The 22,405-nt window shown below is 61.3% G+C and carries 23 protein-coding genes and 3 tRNA genes; 23 read left to right on the forward strand and 3 right to left on the reverse strand.

What is annotated here, in order from left to right; translation table 11 throughout:
- The first annotated feature begins 72 nt into the window (after positions 1 to 72).
- Together CO667_RS06770 and CO667_RS06775 are read left to right on the forward strand one after the other, a co-directional pair.
- Positions 73 to 426 (forward strand): hypothetical protein, encoded by a 354-nt coding sequence (locus tag CO667_RS06770; RefSeq protein ID WP_097617645.1) that lies wholly within the window; start codon positions 73 to 75, stop codon positions 424 to 426.
- A gap of 133 nt (positions 427 to 559) precedes the next feature.
- Positions 560 to 1,108, forward strand: a complete 549-nt coding sequence (locus CO667_RS06775) for a glutathione peroxidase (RefSeq protein ID WP_097617646.1) — start codon at positions 560 to 562, stop codon at positions 1,106 to 1,108.
- Positions 1,109 to 1,160: 52 nt separating this feature from the next.
- On the opposite strand, the gene CO667_RS36335 is transcribed toward CO667_RS06775, so the two are convergent.
- The 3 genes from CO667_RS36335 to CO667_RS06790 form a co-directional block, all read right to left on the reverse strand.
- Positions 1,161 to 1,373: a hypothetical protein gene (locus CO667_RS36335; RefSeq protein ID WP_097617647.1), complete on the reverse strand. Its 213-nt coding sequence runs from the start codon at positions 1,371 to 1,373 to the stop codon at positions 1,161 to 1,163.
- A 440-nt stretch (positions 1,374 to 1,813) separates the two neighbouring features.
- Complete coding sequence (locus CO667_RS06785) at positions 1,814 to 2,212, reverse strand: hypothetical protein (protein ID WP_097617648.1); 399 nt, start codon at positions 2,210 to 2,212, stop codon at positions 1,814 to 1,816.
- A gap of 102 nt (positions 2,213 to 2,314) precedes the next feature.
- Positions 2,315 to 2,390, reverse strand: a tRNA-Val gene (locus tag CO667_RS06790).
- 414 nt (positions 2,391 to 2,804) lie between these two features.
- Between CO667_RS06790 and CO667_RS06795 the strand changes: the two genes are divergently transcribed.
- The 21 genes from CO667_RS06795 (at position 2,805) to CO667_RS06895 (ending at position 22,405) form a co-directional block, all read left to right on the forward strand.
- A tRNA-Asp gene (locus tag CO667_RS06795) sits at positions 2,805 to 2,881 on the forward strand.
- A gap of 84 nt (positions 2,882 to 2,965) precedes the next feature.
- Positions 2,966 to 3,042: transfer RNA gene (locus tag CO667_RS06800), tRNA-Asp, on the forward strand.
- Positions 3,043 to 3,289: 247 nt separating this feature from the next.
- Positions 3,290 to 3,655 carry an NADH-quinone oxidoreductase subunit A gene (locus CO667_RS06805; protein ID WP_008521906.1) on the forward strand — a complete coding sequence of 122 codons (366 nt, stop codon included), beginning with the start codon at positions 3,290 to 3,292 and terminating at the stop codon, positions 3,653 to 3,655.
- On the forward strand, positions 3,646 to 4,230 hold the full coding sequence (locus tag CO667_RS06810; RefSeq protein WP_003578567.1) for an NADH-quinone oxidoreductase subunit B: 585 nt from the start codon (positions 3,646 to 3,648) through the stop codon (positions 4,228 to 4,230). Before CO667_RS06805 ends, CO667_RS06810 begins: the two co-directional genes overlap by 10 nt.
- Positions 4,231 to 4,248: 18 nt before the next feature.
- Positions 4,249 to 4,851, forward strand: coding sequence for an NADH-quinone oxidoreductase subunit C (locus CO667_RS06815; RefSeq protein ID WP_097617649.1), 603 nt, complete (start codon positions 4,249 to 4,251; stop codon positions 4,849 to 4,851).
- Between the two features lie 51 nt (positions 4,852 to 4,902).
- Positions 4,903 to 5,259 (forward strand): four helix bundle protein, encoded by a 357-nt coding sequence (locus CO667_RS06820; RefSeq protein WP_280953209.1) that lies wholly within the window; start codon positions 4,903 to 4,905, stop codon positions 5,257 to 5,259.
- 79 nt (positions 5,260 to 5,338) lie between these two features.
- The gene (locus CO667_RS06825) at positions 5,339 to 6,529 is read left to right on the forward strand and encodes an NADH-quinone oxidoreductase subunit D (RefSeq protein WP_097617651.1); all 1,191 of its coding nucleotides are present in this window, start codon (positions 5,339 to 5,341) and stop codon (positions 6,527 to 6,529) included.
- Complete coding sequence (locus tag CO667_RS06830; protein WP_097617652.1) at positions 6,529 to 6,801, forward strand: hypothetical protein; 273 nt, start codon at positions 6,529 to 6,531, stop codon at positions 6,799 to 6,801. The genes CO667_RS06825 and CO667_RS06830 overlap by 1 nt, the downstream gene beginning before the upstream one ends.
- Before the next feature lie 16 nt (positions 6,802 to 6,817).
- Complete coding sequence (locus tag CO667_RS06835) at positions 6,818 to 7,984, forward strand: NADH-quinone oxidoreductase subunit E (protein WP_097617653.1); 1,167 nt, start codon at positions 6,818 to 6,820, stop codon at positions 7,982 to 7,984.
- Between the two features lie 10 nt (positions 7,985 to 7,994).
- Positions 7,995 to 9,299 carry an NADH-quinone oxidoreductase subunit NuoF gene (gene nuoF, locus CO667_RS06840; RefSeq protein ID WP_003547378.1) on the forward strand — a complete coding sequence of 435 codons (1,305 nt, stop codon included), beginning with the start codon at positions 7,995 to 7,997 and terminating at the stop codon, positions 9,297 to 9,299.
- Positions 9,300 to 9,301: 2 nt separating this feature from the next.
- Positions 9,302 to 9,988: a 5' DNA nuclease gene (locus tag CO667_RS06845; protein WP_097617654.1), complete on the forward strand. Its 687-nt coding sequence runs from the start codon at positions 9,302 to 9,304 to the stop codon at positions 9,986 to 9,988.
- A 223-nt stretch (positions 9,989 to 10,211) separates the two neighbouring features.
- Positions 10,212 to 12,293, forward strand: a complete 2,082-nt coding sequence (gene nuoG / locus CO667_RS06850; protein WP_097617655.1) for an NADH-quinone oxidoreductase subunit NuoG — start codon at positions 10,212 to 10,214, stop codon at positions 12,291 to 12,293.
- A 12-nt stretch (positions 12,294 to 12,305) separates the two neighbouring features.
- Positions 12,306 to 13,349 (forward strand): NADH-quinone oxidoreductase subunit NuoH, encoded by a 1,044-nt coding sequence (nuoH, locus tag CO667_RS06855; protein ID WP_018241596.1) that lies wholly within the window; start codon positions 12,306 to 12,308, stop codon positions 13,347 to 13,349.
- A gap of 40 nt (positions 13,350 to 13,389) precedes the next feature.
- The gene (gene nuoI / locus CO667_RS06860; RefSeq protein WP_017959943.1) at positions 13,390 to 13,881 is read left to right on the forward strand and encodes an NADH-quinone oxidoreductase subunit NuoI; all 492 of its coding nucleotides are present in this window, start codon (positions 13,390 to 13,392) and stop codon (positions 13,879 to 13,881) included.
- A gap of 142 nt (positions 13,882 to 14,023) precedes the next feature.
- The gene (locus CO667_RS06865; RefSeq protein WP_033180330.1) at positions 14,024 to 14,638 is read left to right on the forward strand and encodes an NADH-quinone oxidoreductase subunit J; all 615 of its coding nucleotides are present in this window, start codon (positions 14,024 to 14,026) and stop codon (positions 14,636 to 14,638) included.
- 23 nt (positions 14,639 to 14,661) lie between these two features.
- A complete protein-coding gene (gene nuoK, locus CO667_RS06870; RefSeq protein WP_027685143.1) occupies positions 14,662 to 14,970 on the forward strand; it encodes an NADH-quinone oxidoreductase subunit NuoK in 309 nt (102 codons plus the stop codon).
- 7 nt (positions 14,971 to 14,977) lie between these two features.
- Positions 14,978 to 16,978: an NADH-quinone oxidoreductase subunit L gene (gene nuoL, locus CO667_RS06875; RefSeq protein WP_097617656.1), complete on the forward strand. Its 2,001-nt coding sequence runs from the start codon at positions 14,978 to 14,980 to the stop codon at positions 16,976 to 16,978.
- Complete coding sequence (locus tag CO667_RS06880; protein WP_097617657.1) at positions 16,978 to 18,489, forward strand: NADH-quinone oxidoreductase subunit M; 1,512 nt, start codon at positions 16,978 to 16,980, stop codon at positions 18,487 to 18,489. The genes nuoL and CO667_RS06880 overlap by 1 nt, the downstream gene beginning before the upstream one ends.
- An 18-nt stretch (positions 18,490 to 18,507) precedes the next feature.
- Positions 18,508 to 19,953: an NADH-quinone oxidoreductase subunit NuoN gene (nuoN, locus tag CO667_RS06885; RefSeq protein ID WP_097617658.1), complete on the forward strand. Its 1,446-nt coding sequence runs from the start codon at positions 18,508 to 18,510 to the stop codon at positions 19,951 to 19,953.
- On the forward strand, positions 19,953 to 20,717 hold the full coding sequence (locus CO667_RS06890; RefSeq protein WP_097617659.1) for a biotin--[acetyl-CoA-carboxylase] ligase: 765 nt from the start codon (positions 19,953 to 19,955) through the stop codon (positions 20,715 to 20,717). Before nuoN ends, CO667_RS06890 begins: the two co-directional genes overlap by 1 nt.
- 17 nt (positions 20,718 to 20,734) lie before the next feature.
- Positions 20,735 to 22,405, forward strand: coding sequence for a ribonuclease J (locus CO667_RS06895; protein WP_097617660.1), 1,671 nt, complete (start codon positions 20,735 to 20,737; stop codon positions 22,403 to 22,405).

Below are 22,405 nucleotides of genomic sequence, written 5' to 3' on the forward strand. Positions count from 1 at the left end.
ATTTGCTTCTTTCGGACAAACCGCTAAGTTCCAGCTGTGGACTGACGGAAAAGCCTCGGGAGGAGCGATTTCATGAGACGCATGTGGCCTGAAGAATTCAACGCCATCATCAGCGGAGCCGAGGAGGTGACGTTGGACGTACCCGCCGAGGCCGGCGAAGCGCCGCTGCAGCGCAAGGCGCTGAAGGCGCGAATCACCATGCAGGATTACGAGCGGATCTGGCCGCTCGCCGAGATGCGCTTCCGGCTCGGCGACAGAGATGGCAAGGCCATCACCCTGATCACCACCAATCCCCATTACCACGCCTGGCACCCGAAGGACGGCGGCAGCGTCGATTCGGTGTCGGAGAGTGGGCGCCACTACAAGACGGATTATCTCGTCGTGCACTTCCTGCTCGACGACGTGAAGGAAACATCCCCGGCCTGAGGTGTGAAGGCCCGGTGCGGCCGGAAGCCGCACCGGCGTTTTGTTGACGCCGAGTTGATCCCGACGCTGATGACAACGGCGGCGATATCGCTAAGTTTGGCGAACCATATCCTTTAAAAAATTGGAGGTTCCCGTGACGGGCAACGTGCTGGATATCCCGGTCAAGACTGTGGATGGTCGCGAGACCACGCTCAACGAATACAAGGGCAGGGTGCTCCTGGTCGTCAATGTCGCCTCGAAATGCGGGCTGACGCCGCAATATGAGGGACTGGAAAAGCTCTATGGCGAAAAGCGCGAGCGCGGCTTTGTCATCGCCGCTTTCCCCGCCAACGACTTCAAGGGCCAGGAGCCCGGCACCGACGCCGAGATTCTCGACTTCTGCACCAGCACCTATGACGTCACCTTCCCGATCTTCTCGAAGATCTCGGTAAAGGGCGATGCCCAGCACCCGCTTTACCGGCAACTCACAAAATCGGGCGTGGCGACCACGGGCGATGGCCCGATGCGCGAACGCCTGAAATCCCACGGCCTGGCAGGCGGCGACGAGGACGACATCCTCTGGAATTTCGAAAAATTCCTGATCGGCCGCGACGGCAAAGTCGCCGCCCGCTTCGCGCCTGACGTGACGGCAGATGATTCGCGGCTGGTTTCGGCGGTGGATAAGGAACTCGCGAAGGGGTGAACGCACCAGGTGCGCCGGCACTACGATGATTGGCGAAGAAGCCGAGGAGGCTTCAGATCCCAAGCACGGTCACAAGCGGGGGCGTAAAGTTCTTGAAGCCTAGTCTCGGCCAGTCGCACCTGTTGTCGAATCGCGTTTTTGGTTCGTGGCGCTGGCATTTCGGATTCGTCTTGAAGGCGTATCCGGGCAGGCTGACATAGATGGCACTTGGCGTACAAAGGGCAATCGCGATGCACAGCGTCAATGCGGAGCTTAAGGCCCTCATGGCACACCTCCAGGCGTCGTAAGCCTTCCAGCGCGGAGACTTTCCGGGCGGCGAATACTCCCACTTTTGCCGGTCTCCATCCATTCGCCCAATAGGAGGTGGCGTGGTGGCGGGAGTAGTCCGTTTTGGTGGAGCGCTGCCGGGATGGCGCGCATCTGAAACGGTCGGACGTAACGCCTTGGTGCGCGGGAACGTCTTGCCGAATGCCGCCTCGAGAACGCAGACCTGTCCGCACTCGGCCACGGTCGTGGTCACTCCAGCCAGAAGCGGGCAGAGATTTTGATAGCATGAGGTCGATTTAGGATTGATCGCCGCTTCGCTCTGCGTCGATCCAACGGGGGACGATTCGCGGCTGGTTTCGGCGGCGGATCAACAACTGGCGAAGCGTGGCGATGAGTGCCCGCCAGACGGAAGGCGTGCCCAACACCCCAATCACGCAGTCACTTTTGCGTCAGCGAAAACGAGAAGGCGCATCGGGCGCCGCTCATAAATGAAACGTGGTTCTGGAAAAACGAAAACCTATATTCATCGCCACTTTGACCGCTGTCTCTAAAAGATGCGGGGAATCGGTTGATTTTGCTGAAGACGCCGCGCTGGCTGGCTTTCATGATTTCCAGGCTGCAGGCTGAATTGTCTGCATCGACTGAAAAAACAATCGGCAGATCCGACTGCATTCTCAGGAGATATGTCCTGGCTTCACGCGCCGGAGTTTCTCCCGACGTCGTCATCGTCTGGTCTCCGACAGACAGGAACACCTCTTGCGCGGGCTCCTTGGCAATGCACGGCGGCGCAGCCACGCTGGCGATAAGCAGCGCAGAGATGATGGCAACGGTTTTCATGAGGTGCCTCCTGACCGAAGCACCTTGCGCAGATCGTGACCGGATTAGCGAGCTAATTCGGACGCCTAACTCTGATGAACAAGCAGCGGGAAATTATAGAAATGGTGGGCGATGAGAGACTCGAACTCCCGACATCCTCGGTGTAAACGAGGCGCTCTACCAACTGAGCTAATCGCCCATCGCAAACGAAGCCGGATCGGCCTGCCGCGTTGGTGGCCGTGATCTATGCGGATCGCGGCAAAACCGCAAGAGTGTTTGTGAAGATTTTTTGATTTTTTTGGTGGCGGTTCCGCTCCCTGCTATGTCGATCGGGCGCGGCCGGGCTGTGGATAAAGGGGAGGGGAAGGCGGCGGGCATGTCGGCTTCGGCTCTGCCGTCGGCTTCGATCGGGCGTCAGCGCCGCTGCGGGAAACGGATTTGCCGGCTTTTCCTTCGCTCCGTGCGGGCCTTGCCGAAACAATTCAACGACTGTCATGGTTTTGTCTCCAAACCTGCTTGACACTAAAAGGCGAACCCCGTAGTTAGCCGCTCATCGAAACGGGCAGCCGTTTTGGTGAGGGTGCGAAGGCATCCGGACTGCTTGAAATGAATTGCGGGTGTAGCTCAGTTGGTTAGAGTGCCGGCCTGTCACGCCGGAGGTCGCGGGTTCGAGCCCCGTCACTCGCGCCATTTCAAGTCTTGTAAAACGCAAATGTGATTTGTCGTTTGTCCGGGTTTCTTCATCCTCGCGGCCGCAAATGGCCGGTCCTATGCGCGGGTGTAGCTCAGTCGGTTAGAGTGCCGGCCTGTCACGCCGGAGGTCGCGGGTTCGAGCCCCGTCACTCGCGCCATTTTCTTCGCAAAGCCATGCAGTTTCCAGTGGTCAGACATGCAGCTTCAGGCAGCTTGGGCGGATTTGTCGCGACATCGTTGCATCTGCTTGATAATGTCCGCGCGCGACGCGTCGAATTGCCTCTGTAAATCTCTTGCGCCGGGGCGTCGGCTGCGCTAACCACGGCTTGTTGCAACGCACGTTCGCTTGCCGGGCATTTGCCCAAATGCGCCGCCTGGCGCCTCCGGCAAGCAGGGATGAACATGATGACTGAACTGCTCAGTTCTTATATTCCGATCGCCATCTTCATCGGTATCGCGCTCGTTATCGGCCTGGCGCTGCTCATTGCGCCGTTCGCCGTCGCTTTCAAAGCGCCCGATTCGGAAAAGCTCTCGGCTTACGAATGCGGCTTCAACGCGTTCGACGACGCCCGCATGAAGTTCGACATCCGCTTCTACCTCGTGTCGATCCTCTTCATCATCTTCGACCTCGAAGTCGCCTTCCTCTTCCCTTGGGCCGTTTCCTTCGGCGCCATCGGCTGGTTCGGCTTCTGGTCCATGATGGTCTTCCTCCTCGTGCTGACCATCGGCTTTATCTATGAATGGAAGAAGGGAGCCCTGGAATGGGAGTAGCCCCTGTGAGCAATCAGCCGCTCGTCGCCCAGCAGCCGAAGGGGATCATCGATCCCTCGACCGGCAAGCCGATCGGCAGCAACGACGCCTTTTTCGGCGAGATCAATAACGAGCTTGCCGATAAGGGTTTTCTCGTCACCTCGACCGACGAACTGATCAACTGGGCCCGCACCGGCTCGCTGATGTGGATGACCTTCGGCCTTGCCTGCTGCGCCGTCGAGATGATGCAGCTGTCGATGCCGCGTTACGACGTCGAGCGCTTCGGTTTTGCGCCGCGCGCCTCGCCGCGCCAGTCCGACGTGATGATCGTCGCCGGCACGCTGACCAACAAGATGGCGCCCGCCTTGCGCAAGGTCTACGACCAGATGCCCGAGCCGCGCTACGTCATCTCGATGGGCTCCTGCGCCAATGGCGGCGGTTATTATCACTATTCCTATTCGGTGGTGCGTGGCTGCGACCGCATCGTGCCGATCGATATCTACGTGCCGGGCTGTCCCCCCACGGCGGAGGCGCTGCTCTATGGCGTGCTTCTGCTGCAGAAGAAGATCCGGCGCACCGGCACGATCGAACGCTAAGGGTTAAGGACAAGGCATATGAGTGAAGCCCTGACTGAGCTTGCGTCCTACCTTGGCGAAGCGCGCGGCAATCTGATCGCCGCCTCGCAGCTGAAGTATGGCGAGCTGACGCTGACGACGATGGGTGAAAACCTGATCGCGCTGCTGACCTTCCTGCGCGACGACGCCAAATGCGGTTTCGTCAACCTGATCGATATTTGCGGCGTCGACTGGCCGCAGCGCGAACTGCGTTTCGACGTCGTCTATCACCTGCTGTCGCCGAAACAGAATCTGCGCATCCGCATCAAGGTCGCAACCGACGAAGATACGCCGGTTCCCTCGGCCTGCGCCGTCCATCCCGGCGCCGACTGGTTCGAGCGCGAAACCTGGGACATGTACGGCGTACTCTTCACCGGCCATCCGGACCTGCGCCGCATCCTCACCGACTACGGCTTTGAAGGCCATCCGCTGCGCAAGGACTTCCCGACCACCGGTTTCGTCGAGGTCCGCTACGACGACGCCGCGAAACGCGTCGTCTACGAGCCGGTGGAACTCAAGCAGGAATTTCGCAACTTCGACTTCATGTCGCCATGGGAGGGGACGGAATATGTTCTCCCGGGGGATGAAAAGGCGAAACAATAAAGGCGAATAGTGAGTAGCGAATAGCGAATAGTTGGAAGGGGCGGGCAGACGATAAACTCCTACAAGGATCTTAAGGTCTGGCAGATGGCGATCGATCTCGCGGTGGATTGTTATCAGCTGACCAGAAAGTTTCCCAAGGAGGAGGTTTACGGCCTGACGGCTCAGATACGCAGGGCGGCGACTTCGATCGCAGCCAATATTGCTGAAGGACACGGACGTGAAGTCACAGGAAGTTTCATTCAGTTTCTGCGCATCTCCCAAGGTTCGCTGAAAGAATTGGAAACGCATATGCTCATCTCTCATCGCATCGGCCTGATCGACGAGGGTGAGTTCAGGCAGATGACCGGAAAATGCGACGAGATCGGACGAATGATTCGAGCGTTGATACGGAGTCTCCAGGAGAAGTGATGAGACCGAACGAAACTACTCGCTATTCGCCATTCGCTATTCGCTTGATAGGCAGCGCGTTTGGCACGGAGCACGCAGCATGACCGAACATAACGTCCGCAACTTCAACATCAACTTCGGACCCCAGCATCCGGCGGCGCATGGCGTTCTTCGTCTTGTCCTGGAGCTTGACGGCGAAATTGTGGAGCGGGTCGATCCGCATATCGGCCTGCTGCACCGCGGCACCGAGAAGCTGATCGAGACCAAGACCTATCTGCAGGCCGTGCCCTATTTCGATCGGCTCGATTACGTCGCGCCGATGAACCAGGAGCATGCCTATGCGATGGCCGTCGAAAAGCTGCTCGGCATCGAGATCCCGATCCGCGGCCAGCTGATCCGCGTTCTCTATTCCGAAATCGGCCGCATCCTCTCGCATCTCCTGAACGTCACGACCCAGGCTATGGACGTCGGCGCGCTGACGCCGCCGCTCTGGGGCTTCGAAGAGCGTGAAAAGCTGATGGTGTTCTACGAGCGCGCCAGCGGTTCGCGCATGCACGCCGCTTATGTCCGTCCGGGCGGCGTCCACCAGGACCTGCCGGAACAGCTCGTGCAGGATATCGGCGACTGGTGCGATCCCTTCCTGAAGGCGCTCGACGACATCGACAATCTGTTGACCGGCAACCGCATCTTCAAGCAGCGCAACGTCGATATCGGCGTCGTCTCGCTGGAAGACTGCTGGGCCTGGGGCTTTTCCGGCGTCATGGTGCGCGGTTCGGGCGCGGCCTGGGATCTGCGTCGCGCCCAGCCTTACGAATGTTATTCCGATCTCGAATTCGACATTCCGATCGGCAAGAACGGCGACAATTACGACCGCTACCTGATCCGCATGATCGAGATGCGCGAATCGGTCCGCATCATGAAGCAATGCGTCAATCGCCTGCTGTCCGATGCCAAGACCGGTCCGTTCTCGTCGATCGACGGCAAGGTCGTACCGCCGAAGCGCGGCGAGATGAAGCGCTCGATGGAAGCGCTGATCCACCACTTCAAACTCTATACCGAAGGCTACCACGTGCCGGCCGGCGAGGTTTACGCCGCCGTCGAGGCGCCGAAGGGCGAGTTCGGCGTTTATCTCGTCTCCGACGGCACCAACAAGCCCTATCGCTGCAAGATCCGCGCGCCGGGTTATGCGCATCTGCAGGCGATGGACTTCATGTGCCGCGGCCACCAGCTTGCCGACGTCGCAGCCGTTCTCGGCTCGCTCGACATCGTCTTCGGCGAGGTGGACCGCTGATGCAGGCTCTGCCGCTTGCCGTCGCACTTCTTCTTGCGGCATCCGGGGTTTCGGCTCAGGAAGCCGACAGCCTCGGCACGCCGCTGGGCCGTAAGGAAGTGACGCCGCCGGCGGCGCAAACGTCCATGGGCGAGCTTTTGTCCAAGGGCTATCAGATCAAGGCTGCCATTCCGAACGGCAGCAAATTCGTAGTGTTTATGCAGAAAGACCAGTCGGCCTATGCCTGCGAAATGCAGTCTTTGACCGCTTCGCGGTGTGGAACCCTAAACTGACAAGGCGTGAGGAAGAATGTCCGTTCGTCGATTAGCCGAAGATCAATTTCAGCCTGCCGCATTCGCTTTCAGCGATGAAAATGCGGTCTGGGCGGACAAAACGATCCAGAAATACCCCGCCGGCCGCCAGCAATCGGCGGTCATTCCGCTATTGATGCGGGCGCAGGAGCAGGACGGCTGGGTCACGCGCGCGGCGATCGAAAAGATCGCCGACATGCTCGACATGGCTTATATCCGCGTGCTCGAGGTCGCGACCTTCTATACGCAGTTCCAGCTGCATCCCGTCGGCACCCGCGCCCATGTCCAGGTCTGCGGCACGACGCCCTGCATGCTGCGCGGCTCGGAAGCGCTGATGTCGGTCTGCAAGAGCAAGATCCACGCTCATACCTTCGAGCGCAATGCCGAAGGCACGCTGTCCTGGGAAGAGGTCGAATGTCTCGGGGCTTGCGTCAACGCCCCGATGGTGATGATCGGCAAGGACACCTACGAGGACCTGACGCCCGAGCGTCTCGAAGAGATCATCGATGCCTTTGCCGCCGGCAATGGCGCCAGCATCAAGCCGGGCACCCAGATTGACCGGGTGTTTTCGGCGCCTGAAGGCGGCCCTACTTCGCTGACGACGGAAGAGCCGAAGGCACGGACGCGCGCCAAGAAGGCGGATGCCGAAACCATTTCGGCTCCGGTCGACGGCGCTCCGGTTCCGCCCTCCGAGGCTGCCCGCCCGAAGAGCACCGACGCGGAAACCAATGCTGCCCTGAAGACGCCGGCAACGGCGCCGAAGGCTGCGGCGAAGAACGCAAAGGCTGCACAAGAGCAGCCGATATCAGGCACCGCCGCCGCCGAACCGGCGCCTGCTGCTGCCGTCAAGGCCGAAGCTGCCCCGGCGGCAAAGCCTGCTTTGACCGACAAGAACCGTCCGGCCGGCATCGAAAAGCCCGCCGCACCGGATGATTTGAAGATGATCTCGGGCGTCGGCCCGAAGATCGAGGCGACGCTGAACGAGATCGGCATCTTCACCTTCTCGCAGGTCGCGGGCTGGAAGAAGACCGAGCGCGAATGGGTCGACGGCTACCTGAACTTCCGCGGCCGCATCGAGCGCGACGACTGGGTCAAGCAGGCCAAGGCGCTCGCCAAGGGCGGCGAAGCGGAATATATCAAGGTCTTCGGCAAGAAGCCGCGGTAAGAGGTGAAGCATGTTACAAGATAAAGACCGCATCTTTACCAACATCTACGGCCTCAAGGACAAATCCCTGAAGGGCGCGATGAGCCGCGGCCACTGGGACGGCACCAAGCAGATCCTCGAAAAGGGCCGTGACTGGATCATCAACGAGATGAAGGCATCGGGCCTGCGCGGTCGCGGCGGCGCCGGTTTCCCGACAGGCCTCAAATGGTCCTTCATGCCGAAGGAAAGCGACGGCCGCCCGCATTACCTCGTCGTCAACGCCGACGAATCGGAGCCCGGCACCTGCAAGGACCGCGACATCATGCGCCACGATCCGCATACGCTGATCGAAGGCTGCGTCATCGCGAGCTTCGCGATGGGCGCCAATGCCGCCTATATCTATGTGCGCGGCGAATATATAAGAGAGCGCGAGGCGCTGCAGGCGGCGATCGACGAGTGCTATGATTACGGCCTGCTCGGCAAGAACAACAAGCTCGGCTGGGACATGGACATCTTCGTCCATCACGGCGCCGGCGCCTATATCTGCGGCGAGGAAACAGCGCTGCTCGAAAGCCTCGAAGGTAAGAAAGGCCAGCCGCGCCTGAAGCCGCCATTCCCGGCCAATATGGGCCTCTATGGCTGCCCGACGACTGTCAACAACGTCGAATCGATTGCTGTTGCGCCGACCATCCTGCGCCGTGGCGCCGGCTGGTTTTCGGCCATCGGCCGTCCGAACAATGTCGGCACCAAGCTGTTCATGCTCTCCGGCCACGTCAACAAGCCGTGCACGGTCGAAGAGGAAATGGGCATCACCTTCCGCGAACTGGTCGACCGCCATGCCGGTGGCATCCGCGGCGGCTGGGACAACCTGCTCGCCGTCATTCCGGGCGGCGCATCCTGCCCGATCGTTCCGGCCAAGGACATTATCGACTGCCCGATGGATTTCGACGGCCTGCGCGGCGTCGGCTCCTCCTTCGGCACGGCCGCCGCGATCGTCATGGACAAGTCCACCGACGTCATCAAGGCGATCGCCCGTATCTCCGCCTTCTTCAAGCATGAGAGCTGCGGTCAGTGCACGCCGTGCCGCGAAGGCACGGGCTGGATGTGGCGCGTGATGGAGCGCATGGCCAAGGGCAATGCCCAGAAGCGCGAAATCGACATGCTGTTCCAAGTGACCAAGCAAATCGAAGGCCACACCATCTGCGCGCTCGGCGACGCCGCCGCATGGCCGGTGCAGGGTCTGATCCGTAACTTCCGTCCCGAGATCGAAAAGCGCATCGACCAGTATACGGCGAGCGCGCTCGATCACGGTGCGGTTCTGGAGGCGGCTGAATAATCATGGTGGACAAGGCATCCGACGGCAGAAAGAAGGAAGAGGCAGCCGATTTCGCGGCCGGCTTTGGCCGGCTTGCTGCCGAGATGCTGGAAAATGCGCGGGCAATGCCGGTGCATCCGCTGATGGCGCATCCTGCCGCGGCCTTTGCCGCCGCGACGGCGATCGGCTTCGGTTTCTCGACCCAGATGGCAGGCGCCTTTTTCGGCGCCTTCCAGAGCGCGCTGGAAACGACCGGCAAACTTGCTGCCGCCCTCGATGACACGCCGCCGGACGCGCTGATGCCCGACGTCGAGATCCGGCCGGAGAATATTCGCCCTGCCGTCAAGGCTGTCGCCAAGCCGGCGGCCGAGGCCAAGCCTGACGTCGAGAAGAAGGCACGGCCGAAGCTGACTGTTGTCACACCGGTCAGCGAACCGGTCCCTGCTAGCCAGCCGAAGCCCGCCGTCAAGGCCAGGCCGGTTGCGCGGGCTGTTAAGGCCGACGATCTGAAGCTGATCGCCGGCATCGGCCCGAAGCTAGAGCAGGTGCTGAACGCCAGGGGTATTCGCAGCTTCGCGGAGATCGCCGCCTGGAGCGATGAGGAAATCGTCCGGCTCGATGCCGAGCTCGGCTTCAACGGCCGCATCGGGCGTGACGACTGGACTGGTCAGGCGAAGGTTCTGGCAGGACGGGGCCGCAGACGGAAATGAATTGTCCGGCCGGATCAATCGGCCGGAAATAGGGCAGATCGGCGGACGGGCGGGGGCCTCAAGCTGCAGATGCCGGTGCGGGTTCCGGACCTGGAACGCGCGACAGAGAATTTGGGCGACATCAGCTGTCGGCAGGACGAAAGATCCGGCTTGGCAATGAGACTGTTGCAAAAATAGGTTTGTTTGCCGTCATCAGGCAAACGGGAAACAGGACTGAGCGACGATGGCAAAACTGAAGATTGACGGCAACGAGATCGAAGTTCCGGATCATTTCACGCTGTTGCAGGCGTGCGAAGACGCCGGCGCCGAGGTTCCGCGCTTCTGCTTCCACGAGCGGCTGTCGGTTGCCGGCAATTGCCGCATGTGCCTTGTCGAAGTGAAGGGCGGCCCGCCGAAGCCGCAGGCTTCCTGCGCCATGAGCGTGCGCGACATCCGCGGCGGCCCGAACGGCGAACTGCCCGAGGTCTTTACCAACACCCCGATGGTCAAGAAGGCCCGCGAAGGTGTGATGGAATTCCTGCTGATCAACCATCCGCTCGATTGCCCGATCTGCGACCAGGGCGGCGAATGCGACCTGCAGGACCAGGCGATGGCCTTCGGCATCGACACCTCGCGTTATCAGGAAGACAAGCGCGCCGTCGAGGACAAGTATATCGGCCCGCTGGTCAAGACGGTGATGAACCGCTGCATCCACTGCACGCGCTGCGTCCGCTTCACCACCGAGGTCGCCGGCATTTCCGAACTCGGCCTGATCGGCCGCGGCGAGGATGCCGAGATCACCACCTATCTCGAACAGGCGATGACCTCCGAGCTGCAGGGCAACGTCGTCGACCTTTGCCCGGTCGGCGCGCTGACCTCCAAGCCCTTCGCCTTCACCGCGCGCCCCTGGGAATTGAACAAGACCGAATCGATCGACGTCATGGATGCCGTCGGTTCGGCGATCCGCGTCGATACCCGTGGCCGCGAAGTCATGCGCATCCTGCCGCGTGTCAACGAGGCGATCAACGAGGAGTGGATCTCCGACAAGAGCCGCTTCATCTGGGACGGCCTGAAGACCCAGCGCCTCGACCGACCTTACGTCCGCCGCGACGGCCGCCTGCAGCCGGCCACCTGGGCCGAAGCCTTCGGCACCATCAAGGCCGCCGTCAGCGCCACCGCGGGCGACAAGATCGGCGCGATATCAGGCGACCTTGCTTCCGTCGAGGAGATGTATGCGCTCTCCGAACTGGTGAAGTCGCTGGGCTCGACCAACCTCGACTGTCGCCAGGATGGGGCGGCACTCGATCCGTCGCTCGGCCGTGCAAGCTACCTCTTCAACCCGACCATTTCGGGCATCGGCCAGGCCGATGCGCTCTTGATCATCGGCGCCAATCCGCGCTTCGAGGCGGCCATCCTCAACGCCCGCATCCGCAAGCGCTGGCGCCGCGGCAAGTTCCCGATCGGCGTCATCGGCGAGCCGGGCGAGCTGCGCTACAGCTATGATTACCTCGGTGGCGGTCCCGACACGCTGAAGGATCTGGTCGATGGCAACCATGCCTTCGCCGACGTCCTGAAGAACGCTGCCAAGCCGATGATCATCATCGGCCAGGGCGCGCTGTCGCGCACCGACGGCGCCGGCGTTCTCGCCAGTGCGGCCAAGCTCGCCGGTTCGGTCGGCGCTGTTGTCGAAGGCTGGAACGGTTTTGCCGTCCTCCATACGGCAGCCTCCCGCGTCGGTGGCCTCGATCTCGGCTTCGTGCCGGGGGCCAAGGGCGTCAACGCCGCCGAAATGCTGACGGCGATGGACGTGCTCTTCCTGCTCGGCGCCGACGAACTCGACTTTGCCGCCAAGAAGGCCAAGCTCACCGTCTATATCGGCTCGCACGGCGATAACGGCGCGCATCATGCCGACGTCATCCTGCCGGCCGCAGCCTATACCGAAAAGTCCGGCACCTGGGTCAACACCGAAGGCCGCGTTCAGATGGGCAACCGCGCCGGCTTTGCGCCGGGTGATGCCCGCGAGGACTGGGCGATCATCCGCGCCCTGTCTGACGTGCTCGGCAAGAAGCTCCCCTTCGATTCGCTCAGCGAATTGCGCGTCCGGCTCTATGCTGCTTTCCCGCATTTCGCCGCCATCGACGAGATCGCCGAAAGCGATAGCGCCCAAATTGCCGCAGTTGCGAAAAAAGCCGGCAAGATGAACAAGTCAGGGTTTGCGTCGCCGGTGAAAGACTTCTATTTGACGAACCCGATAGCGCGTGCCTCGGCTGTCATGGCGGAGTGCTCGGCATTGGCCCGCAACAACTTCAAAGTCGCGGCAGAGTAAGGGCAGGGGACTATGGATTCTTTCTTTTCGACCTATGTCTGGCCGGCGATCATCATGATCGGTCAGTCGCTGCTGCTTCTCGTCTGCCTGCTCGTCTTCATCGCCTATGTGCTGCTCGCCGACCGTAAGATCTGGGCGGCCGTGCAGCTGCGCCGCGGCCCGAACGTCGTCGGTCCCTTCGGACTGTTCCAGTCCTTCGCCGACCTTCTGAAGTTCGTCTTCAAGGAGCCGATCATTCCGGCCGGCGCCAACAAGGCGGTGTTCCTGCTGGCTCCGCTGGTGACGGTGCTTCTGGCGCTGTCCACCTGGGCGGTGGTGCCGCTGGCCGACGGATGGGTGATCGCCAACATCAATGTCGGCATCCTCTATATTTTCGCCATCTCCTCGCTCGAGGTCTACGGCATCATCATGGGTGGCTGGGCTTCGAACTCGAAGTATCCGTTCCTCGGCGCGCTGCGCTCGGCGGCACAGATGGTGTCCTATGAAGTCTCGATCGGCTTCGTCATCGTCACCGTGCTTCTCTGCGTCGGCTCGCTGAACCTGACCGATATCGTCAATGCTCAGCATACCGGCCTCGGTACCATGCTCGGCCTGCCGGCGTCGTTCCTCGACTGGCACTGGCTGTCGCTCTTCCCGATGTTCATCATCTTCTTCATTTCGGCGCTCGCTGAGACGAACCGTCCGCCTTTCGACCTTCCGGAAGCCGAATCGGAACTCGTCGCCGGCTTCATGGTCGAATACGGCTCCTCGCCATACATGATGTTCATGCTCGGCGAATATGCGGCCGTCTGCCTGATGTGCGCGCTGACGACGATCCTCTTCCTCGGCGGCTGGCTGCCCCCGGTCGATATCTGGATCCTCAACTGGGTCCCTGGCATCATCTGGTTCACGCTGAAGGCCTGCCTGGTGTTCTTCATGTTCGCGATGGTCAAGGCCTTCGTTCCGCGCTACCGCTACGACCAGCTCATGCGCCTCGGCTGGAAGGTCTTCCTGCCGCTGTCGCTCGCCATGGTCGTCATCGTTGCATTCGTGCTGAAACTGACGGGTTGGGCATGATCATGTCCGCTCTCGTTTCCGGCAAAATTGGAGGTTGAAGATGGCAAGCTTGTCCGGCTCCATCAACTCGCTGTTTCTCAAGGAATTCGTCGGCGCGTTCTTTCTGTCGATGCGCTATTTCTTCCGCCAGAAGGCGACGATCAACTATCCCTTCGAAAAGGGTCCGGTCTCCCCGCGTTTTCGCGGCGAGCATGCGCTGCGCCGTTATCCGAACGGCGAGGAACGCTGCATCGCCTGCAAGCTCTGCGAGGCGATCTGTCCTGCCCAGGCCATCACCATCGAAGCCGGTCCGCGCCGCAACGACGGCACGCGCCGCACGGTGCGCTACGACATCGACATGGTGAAGTGCATCTATTGCGGCTTCTGCCAGGAAGCCTGCCCGGTCGACGCGATCGTCGAAGGCCCGAATTTCGAATTTGCGACGGAAACCCGCGAAGAGCTCTATTTCGACAAGGCGCGGCTTCTGGATAACGGAGACCGGTGGGAGCGCGAAATCGCCCGCAACATCGCGATCGACTCGCCGTACCGCTGATCGAGTTTTTGAAATGCCGTAATGGAGCTTGAGCGCTTCGGTCGCGGTCAATATGCACAGGAGTTTTGCCGGTCAGCCGCGCAAAGTTCTATCGGGCAGAAAAACTCCCGGCTGCCCGGGGGAAGATGAAAAAGGCACCAACATGGGTCTGCAGGCTCTATTTTTCTATCTTTTCGCCTTTGTCGCGGTGGCGTCGGCGTTCATGGTCATCTGGGCGAAGAACCCGGTTCACTCGGTTCTGTTCCTGATCCTGGTGTTCTTCAACGCGGCCGGCCTCTTCCTGCTGGCCGGTGCCGAATTCCTGGCGATGATCCTGCTCGTCGTCTATGTCGGCGCCGTCGCCGTTCTCTTCCTTTTCGTGGTGATGATGCTCGATATCGACTTCACCGAATTGAGGGCAGGGGTTCTCGAATATGCGCCGATCGGCGGGCTGATCGGGGTGATCCTGGCGGCCGAACTGATCGTCGTCATCGGCGGCAGCGTCATCTCGCCGGAGATTGCCAAATCCGTCGCCATGCCGATCCCGGCACTCAGCGAGCGGACGAATACGGCGGCCCTCGGCGACGTGCTCTACACCAATTACGTCTATTTCTTCCAGATCGCCGGTCTGGTGCTCCTGGTCGCCATGATCGGCGCGATCGTGCTGACGCTGCGGCACCGCACCAACATCAAGCGTCAGAATATTCCGAGGCAGGTTGCCCGCACGCCCGCCACCGCCGTTGAGGTGGTATCGGTCAAGCCCGGGCAGGGCGTCTAAAGGCAGGTCAAGGAACAAAGAACATGGTCATCGGACTTTCCCACTACCTGACGGTCAGCGCTATCCTCTTCACGCTCGGCGTTTTCGGCATCTTCCTCAACCGGAAGAACGTCATCGTCATCCTGATGTCGATCGAACTGATCCTGCTTGCCGTCAACATCAACATGGTCGCCTTCTCGCATTTCCTGAACGACATCGTCGGCCAGGTCTTCGCGCTGTTCATCCTGACGGTCGCGGCTGCCGAAGCGGCGATCGGTCTTGCAATTCTCGTTGTCTTCTACCGCAACCGCGGCTCGATCGCGGTCGAAGACGTCAATATGATGAAGGGCTGAGTGGCTCATGTTCCTCTATAAGGCTATCGTCTTTCTTCCCTTGATCGGTGCGATCGTCGCCGGCCTTTTCGGCCGCGCGATCGGCGCCAAGGCTTCGGAATATGTCACCAGCGGCCTGATGATCATCGCCGCCATCCTGTCCTGGGTCGTTTTCTTCACCGTCGGCATGGGTCATGCCGAAGGCGGCCCGATCAAGGTCGAGGTGCTGCGCTGGATCCAGTCCGGCGGCATCGACGTCTCCTGGTCGCTGCGTGTGGATACGCTGACCTCCGTCATGCTGATCGTCGTCAACACGGTCTCGACGCTGGTGCATGTCTATTCGATCGGTTACATGCACACCGATCCGCACCGCCCGCGTTTCTTCGCCTATCTCTCGCTCTTCACCTTCGCCATGCTGATGCTGGTGACGGCCGACAACCTTGGCCAGATGTTCTTCGGCTGGGAAGGCGTCGGTCTTGCCTCCTATCTCTTGATCGGCTTCTGGTTCAAGAAGCCGTCGGCGACCGCTGCGGCGATGAAGGCCTTCATCGTCAACCGCGTCGGCGACTTCGGCTTCGTGCTCGGCATTGCCGGCGTCTTCGTGCTGTTCGGCTCGATCAACTTAGACACGATCTTCGCCAATGCCTCGAACTTCGCCCCGCATGAAGGCGCCGGCGAGGCGGGTGAAGTGATCCTCAACCTCTTCGGCATGCAGCTCGACAAGGCGCATGCGCTGACCGGCATCTGCCTGCTGCTCTTCATGGGCGCGATGGGCAAGTCGGCGCAGTTCCTGCTGCACACCTGGCTGCCGGACGCGATGGAAGGCCCGACCCCGGTCTCGGCCCTCATCCATGCCGCCACCATGGTCACCGCCGGCGTCTTCCTTGTCGCCCGCATGTCGCCGCTGTTCGAACTGTCGCCGGATGCGCTTGTTGTCGTCACCGTGATCGGCGCCATCACCGCCTTTTTCGCGGCAACCGTCGGCCTGGTGCAGAACGATATCAAGCGCGTCATCGCCTATTCCACCTGTTCGCAGCTCGGCTACATGTTCGTGGCGCTCGGGGTAGGTGCCTATGGCGCGGCGATCTTCCATCTCTTCACGCATGCCTTCTTCAAGGCGCTGCTCTTCCTCTGCGCCGGCTCGGTTATCCATGCCGTCGATGGCGAGCAGGACATGCGTTACATGGGCGGCCTGCGGCCGCACATCAAGGTGACGTTCTGGTTGATGATCATCGGCACGCTGGCGATCACCGGCGTCGGCATTCCCTTCACGCCGATCGGTTTTGCCGGGTTCTTCTCCAAGGACGTGATCATCGAGGCGACCTATGCATCGCATTCGCCGGTCGCGGGCTTTGCCTTCTCGCTGCTGGTCATCGCGGCTCTCTTTACGAGCTTCTATTCCTGGCGCCTGATCTTCATGACCTTCTTCGGCAAGCCGCGCGCCTCGCACGAAGTGATGCACCACGTGCACGAGTCGCCGCAGGTCATGCTGGTGCCGCTGTATTTGCTTGCGATCGGCGCGGTGTTTGCCGGCTTCCTCTTCGAAGGCCGCTTCTACGGCGAGGAATATGTCGAGTTCTGGAAGGGCGCGCTCTTTACCGGCGCCGAGAACGAGCTGGTCGAAGAATTCCACCATGTTCCGGCGCTCGTGGCTTTGAGCCCGTTCATCGCCATGGTGCTCGGCTTCGTCACCGCCTGGTACATGTATATCCGTTCGCCGCAGACGCCGCGCACCCTCGCCAAGCAGCACCGCGTGCTCTACCAGTTCCTGCTGAACAAGTGGTATTTCGACGAACTCTACGACTTCCTCTTCGTCCGCACCGCCAAGGCGCTCGGCCGCTTCCTATGGAAGAAGGGTGACGTCGGCGTCATCGACACCTACGGCCCGAACGGCGTCGCCGCCCGCGTCGTCGCCGTCACCGACCGCGTCGTCCGCCTGCAGACCGGTTACCTCTATCACTATGCTTTCGCCATGCTGATCGGCATTGCGGCGCTTGTTACCTGGATGATGCTCGGGAGTTCCTTCTGATGACCGATTGGCCTATTCTTTCAACGGTCACCTTCCTGCCGCTGGTCGGCGTGGTGCTCCTGCTCTTGATGAACGGCGAGAGCGAAACCGGCCGGAAGAACGTGCTGTGGATCTCGCTGATCACCACCGTCTTCACCTTCGTCGTTTCGCTCTTGATCTGGACCGGCTTCGACAATGCCAATCCGGGCTTCCAGATGCTCGAAAAGCATGACTGGCTCGGCACCGGCATCGGCTACCACGTCGGCGTCGACGGCATCTCAATGCTGTTCGTCATCCTGTCGACCTTCCTCATGCCCTTCTGCGTGCTGGCGAGCTGGCTCTCGATCGAGAAGCGCCTGAAGGAATACATGATCGCCTTCCTCATCCTGGAAACGATGATGGTCGGCGTCTTCGTCTCGCTCGATATCGTGCTGTTCTACGTGTTCTTCGAGGCGGGCCTCATTCCGATGTTCCTGATCATCGGCGTCTGGGGCGGCAAGGACCGCGTCTATGCGAGCTACAAGTTCTTCCTCTATACGCTGCTCGGCTCAGTGCTGATGCTGCTCGCCATCATGGCGATGTACTGGCAGGCCGGCACGACCGACATCACCGCGCTGCTCGCCTACAAGTTCCCGCCGGCGCTGCAGACCTGGTTATGGCTGGCCTTCTTCGCCTCCTTCGCGGTCAAGATGCCGATGTGGCCGGTCCATACCTGGCTTCCGGATGCCCACGTCCAGGCGCCGACGGCAGGCTCGGTGATCCTGGCCGGCGTGCTCTTGAAGCTCGGCGGCTATGGTCTCATCCGTTTCTCGCTCGGCATGTTCCCGGTCGCCTCCGATTATTTCGCGCCGCTCGTCTTCGCCATGTCCGTCATCGCCATCATCTACACCTCTCTGGTGGCGATGATGCAGGACGATATCAAGAAGCTAATCGCCTATTCCTCCGTGGCCCACATGGGCTACGTGACCATGGGTATCTTTGCCGCCAACATGCAGGGCGTCCAGGGTTCGATCTTCCAGATGCTCTCGCACGGCATCGTCTCCGGCGCGCTCTTCCTCTGCGTCGGTGTCGTCTACGACCGCACCCACACCCGCGAGATCAACGCCTATGGCGGCCTCGTCAACAACATGCCGAAATATGCCGTGGCCATGATGGTCTTCACCATGGCCAATGTCGGGCTTCCCGGCACGTCGGGCTTCGTCGGTGAATTTCTGACGCTGATCGGCGTCTTCCGGGTCAACACCTGGGTGGCGCTCTTTGCCGCCACCGGCGTCATCCTCTCGGCCGCCTACGCACTCTGGCTCTATCGCCGGGTGATCTTCGGCGCGCTGGAGAAGGAAAAGCTGAAGGCGCTGCTCGATCTTTCCAGGCGCGAACAGCTGATCCTCTACCCGCTGGTTGCGCTGACCATCTTCTTCGGCGTTTATCCGGCTCCGGTCTTCGATGCGACGGCCGCCTCGGTGGATCTGCTGGTCAACAACTACACGGCCGCCGTGCACGCAGCGCAGAATGTTGCGCTGTCTATGAAATGATGACGGGACTTATTGGACATGACCGCTGAAACAATTCTCCTCAGTCTGCATCTTTCCGCGCCGGAGCTCATCCTCGCGGTCGGCGCCCTTGTCCTGTTGATGGTCGGCGTCTTCTCAGGCGAGCGGTCGGGCCTTGTCGTCACCGGCCTCGCCATCGTCTTGCTGCTCGCCTCCGGCCTGTGGCTGCTCTTCGTGCCGGCAGAAGGCCTCGCCTATGGCGGCGTCTACATGGCCGACGGCTTCTCCCGCTTCATGAAGCTGGTGGCGCTCATCGGTTCGCTGGTCGCCCTGTTCATGACGATGGGCCACGCTAGGGAAAATCAGCTCGACAAGTTCGAATTCCCGGTTCTGCTGGTGCTTGCGACCCTCGGCATCCTGCTGATGATCTCGGCCAACGACCTGATCTCGCTCTATCTGGCGCTGGAACTGCAGTCGCTGGCGCTCTATGTCGTCGCCGCGATCAACCGCGACAGCCTGAAGTCGACCGAGGCTGGCCTCAAATATTTCGTCCTCGGCGCACTATCCTCCGGCATGCTGCTCTACGGCATGTCGCTGGTCTATGGCTTCACCGGCCACACCCACTTCTCGGAGATCGCCCAGGCGCTGTCGGTCGAGGGCGCTCGCTCGCTGGGCCTCATCTTCGGCCTGGTCTTCATCCTCGCCGGCATCGCCTTCAAGATCTCGGCCGTTCCCTTCCACATGTGGACGCCGGACGTTTATGAAGGCGCGCCGACGCCGGTCACCGCCTTCCTGGCCGCAGCACCCAAGGTTGCCGCCATGGCGATGATGACCCGCATCGTCATCACCGCCTTCCAGCCCGTTCTGGCGGACTGGCAGCAGGTCGTCGTCTTCATCTCGATCGCCTCGATGCTGCTCGGTTCGTTCGCCGCGATCGGCCAGAAGAACATCAAGCGACTGATGGCCTATTCCTCTATCGGCCACATGGGTTATGCGCTGGTCGGGCTTGCCGCCGGCAACCAGACCGGCGTCACCGGCGTCATGCTTTATATGGTCATCTATATGGTCATGACGCTCGGCACTTTCGCGATCATCATGTCGATGCGCCGCAAGGACGGCACCGTCGTCGAGGAGGTCAACGATCTCGCCGGCCTCTCCACAACGAACCCGTTCATGGCCGTGGTGCTGACGGCGCTGATGTTTTCGCTCGCCGGCATCCCGCCGCTCGCCGGCTTCTTCGCCAAGTATTTCGTCTTCGTCGCCGCCATCGAAGCCAAGCTCTATGCGCTCGCCATCATCGGCGTTCTCGCCTCGGTCGTCGGCGCTTACTACTATCTGCGTGTCATCAAGCTGATGTGGTTCGATGAGGCGACCGGCGAATTCGCCCGGGTTTCCGGCGCGCTACGTCTGGTCTTCGGTCTCTCCGGTCTCTTCGTCACCGCCTATGTCCTCATCGGCGGCCCGATCGGCGGTGCGGCAGAGCTTGCCGCCGCGACGCTCTTTTGATGGCTTCCGACGGACGGCGCCGGATATCGCTCGGCGATTTCAGGCACGATGCTCTGTCGGAAACATCGTCCACCAACAGCGAATGCCTCGCCCGGGCTCGGGCGGGCGATGGCGGCAATCTCTGGGTGACCGCCGAACGACAGACCGGCGGCCGCGGCCGCCGCGGCAGGCTCTGGTTTTCCGAACGCGGCAATCTCTACGCCTCTCTTCTTTTGATCGACCCGGCGCCGATGGAGCGCCTGAGCTCCTTGCCGCTGGCCGTTGCCGTTGCCGTGCACCAGGCGATCCGCAGGGTGCTGCCGCCGGGCGGCGAGCCGCTCGAGGTCAAATGGCCGAACGATATCCTCATCGGGCGAAAGAAGACCTGCGGCATCCTCGTCGAAGGCGAGGGGCTGCCGGATGGCCGCTACGCGTTGATCGTCGGCATCGGCATCAATGTCTCGGTGATGCCCGACAATCCTCTTTATCCCGTCACCTGCCTGCGTCAGCAGGGAAGTGCGGCTTCGCCGGAAGAACTCTTTGCCCATCTCTTCGCCGCAATGGCGGATGTGCTTGAAATATGGGACGAGGGCCGCGGCATCGGCGAGATCACGGCGCTCTGGCGCACTATTGCCTGCGGCATCGGCGAAAAGATCACGGTGAATTTGCCGGACCGATCGATTTCCGGACAATTCGCCGGAATTGATGATAATGGCTTGTTGATGCTCGATACCGGCGCTGGCAGGATAATGCCCATTGCCGCCGGTGATGTGTTTTTTGGATAGCGGAAAAAACGAAAATTATGGCGAAACAGGACGAGTTGGTATTCCTGCCTCTGGGCGGCGTTGGCGAGATCGGCATGAATCTCGCTCTTTATGGCTACGGCCCGCCCGAGCATCGCCAATGGATCATGGTCGATTGCGGCGTCACCTTTCCCGGCCCCGACCTGCCGGGCGTCGACCTCGTGCTGCCCGATATCCGCTTCCTCGCCAGCGAACGCAAGAACCTCAAGGCGATCATCATCACCCATGCGCATGAAGATCACTATGGCGCGCTTGCCGATCTCTGGCCGGGGCTCAACGTGCCGGTCTATGCCTCGGGCTTTACATCAGGTCTGCTCGAAGCCAAGCGCAATTTCGAGAAGGCGACGGTCGGCGAAGTGCCGGTGACGCCGTTCAAGGCAGGTGATACGATCAATGTCGGCCCCTTCAGCATCGAAGGTGTGGCCGTCAACCATTCGATCCCCGAGCCGATGTCGCTGATGATCCGCACGCCGGTCGGCAATGTCATCCACACCGGCGACTGGAAGATCGACCACGAGCCTTCGCTGGGGCCGCTGACCGATGAGACGCGTTTCCGCCAGCTCGGCGACGAGGGCGTACTGGCGCTGATGTGCGATTCCACCAATGCGCTGCGCGACGGTGTTTCGCCCTCCGAGAAGGATGTGTCTGAAAGCCTGCGCAAGATCATCGAGAATGCCGAGGGCCGGGTGGCGATCACCACCTTCTCGTCGAATGTCGGGCGTATCCGTACCGTTGCCGAAGCCGCCGAGGCGGCAGGCCGCGAAGTGCTGCTGCTCGGCAGTTCGCTGAAGCGTGTCGTCAACGTCGCCCAGGACATCGGCCTGATGGAAGGCGTGAAGCCCTTCATCTCCGAAGATGAGTACGGCTATATCCCGCGCGACAAGGTCGTGGTCATCCTGACCGGCAGCCAGGGCGAGGCGCGGGCAGCGCTTGCCAAGCTCTCGCGCGACGAGATGCGCAATGTGGCCTTTGCCGCAGGCGATATCGTCGTCTTTTCCTCACGCGCCATTCCCGGGAACGAGAAGGCGATCCAGGACATTAAGAACGGCCTTGTCGAGCAGGGCGTGCACATCATCACCGATACAGAAGCCCTGGTCCACGTGTCCGGCCATCCGCGCCGCAACGAGTTGCAGCGGATGTACGAGTGGACGCGGCCGAAGATTGTCGTGCCGGTACATGGCGAAGCGACGCATCTGACGGCGCATAAGGAACTTGCCGAGCAATCCGGTATCGCGATCGTGCCGCGCGTGCGCAATGGCGATATCCTGCGGCTGGCGCCCGGTCCCGTCGAGGTGATCGGCGAGGCGCCGCATGGCCGCATCTATAAGGACGGCTCGCTGATCGGCGATTTCGACGAGATGGGTATCGGCGAACGCAAGAAGCTCTCCTATGTCGGCCATGTCGCTGTCAACGTCGTGCTCGACGCCCGCTATGACATCGTCGGTGATCCCGATCTCGTTTCGATCGGCCTGCCGGTCTACGACGACGAGGGCGAGGAGATGGAAGATACGCTCTTCGACGCAGCGATCAGCGCCATCGAAAGCATTCCGCGCGCCCGCCGCAAGGATATCGACATGCTGCAGGAGGCCGTGCGCCGGGCCATCCGCTCGGCCGCGAACCAGGCCTGGGGCAAGAAGCCCGTCGTCACCGCCTTCGTCACCAAGGTCTGA

Source organism: Rhizobium sp. L43 (assembly GCF_002531725.1).
Taxonomy (GTDB): Bacteria; Pseudomonadota; Alphaproteobacteria; order Rhizobiales; family Rhizobiaceae; genus Rhizobium.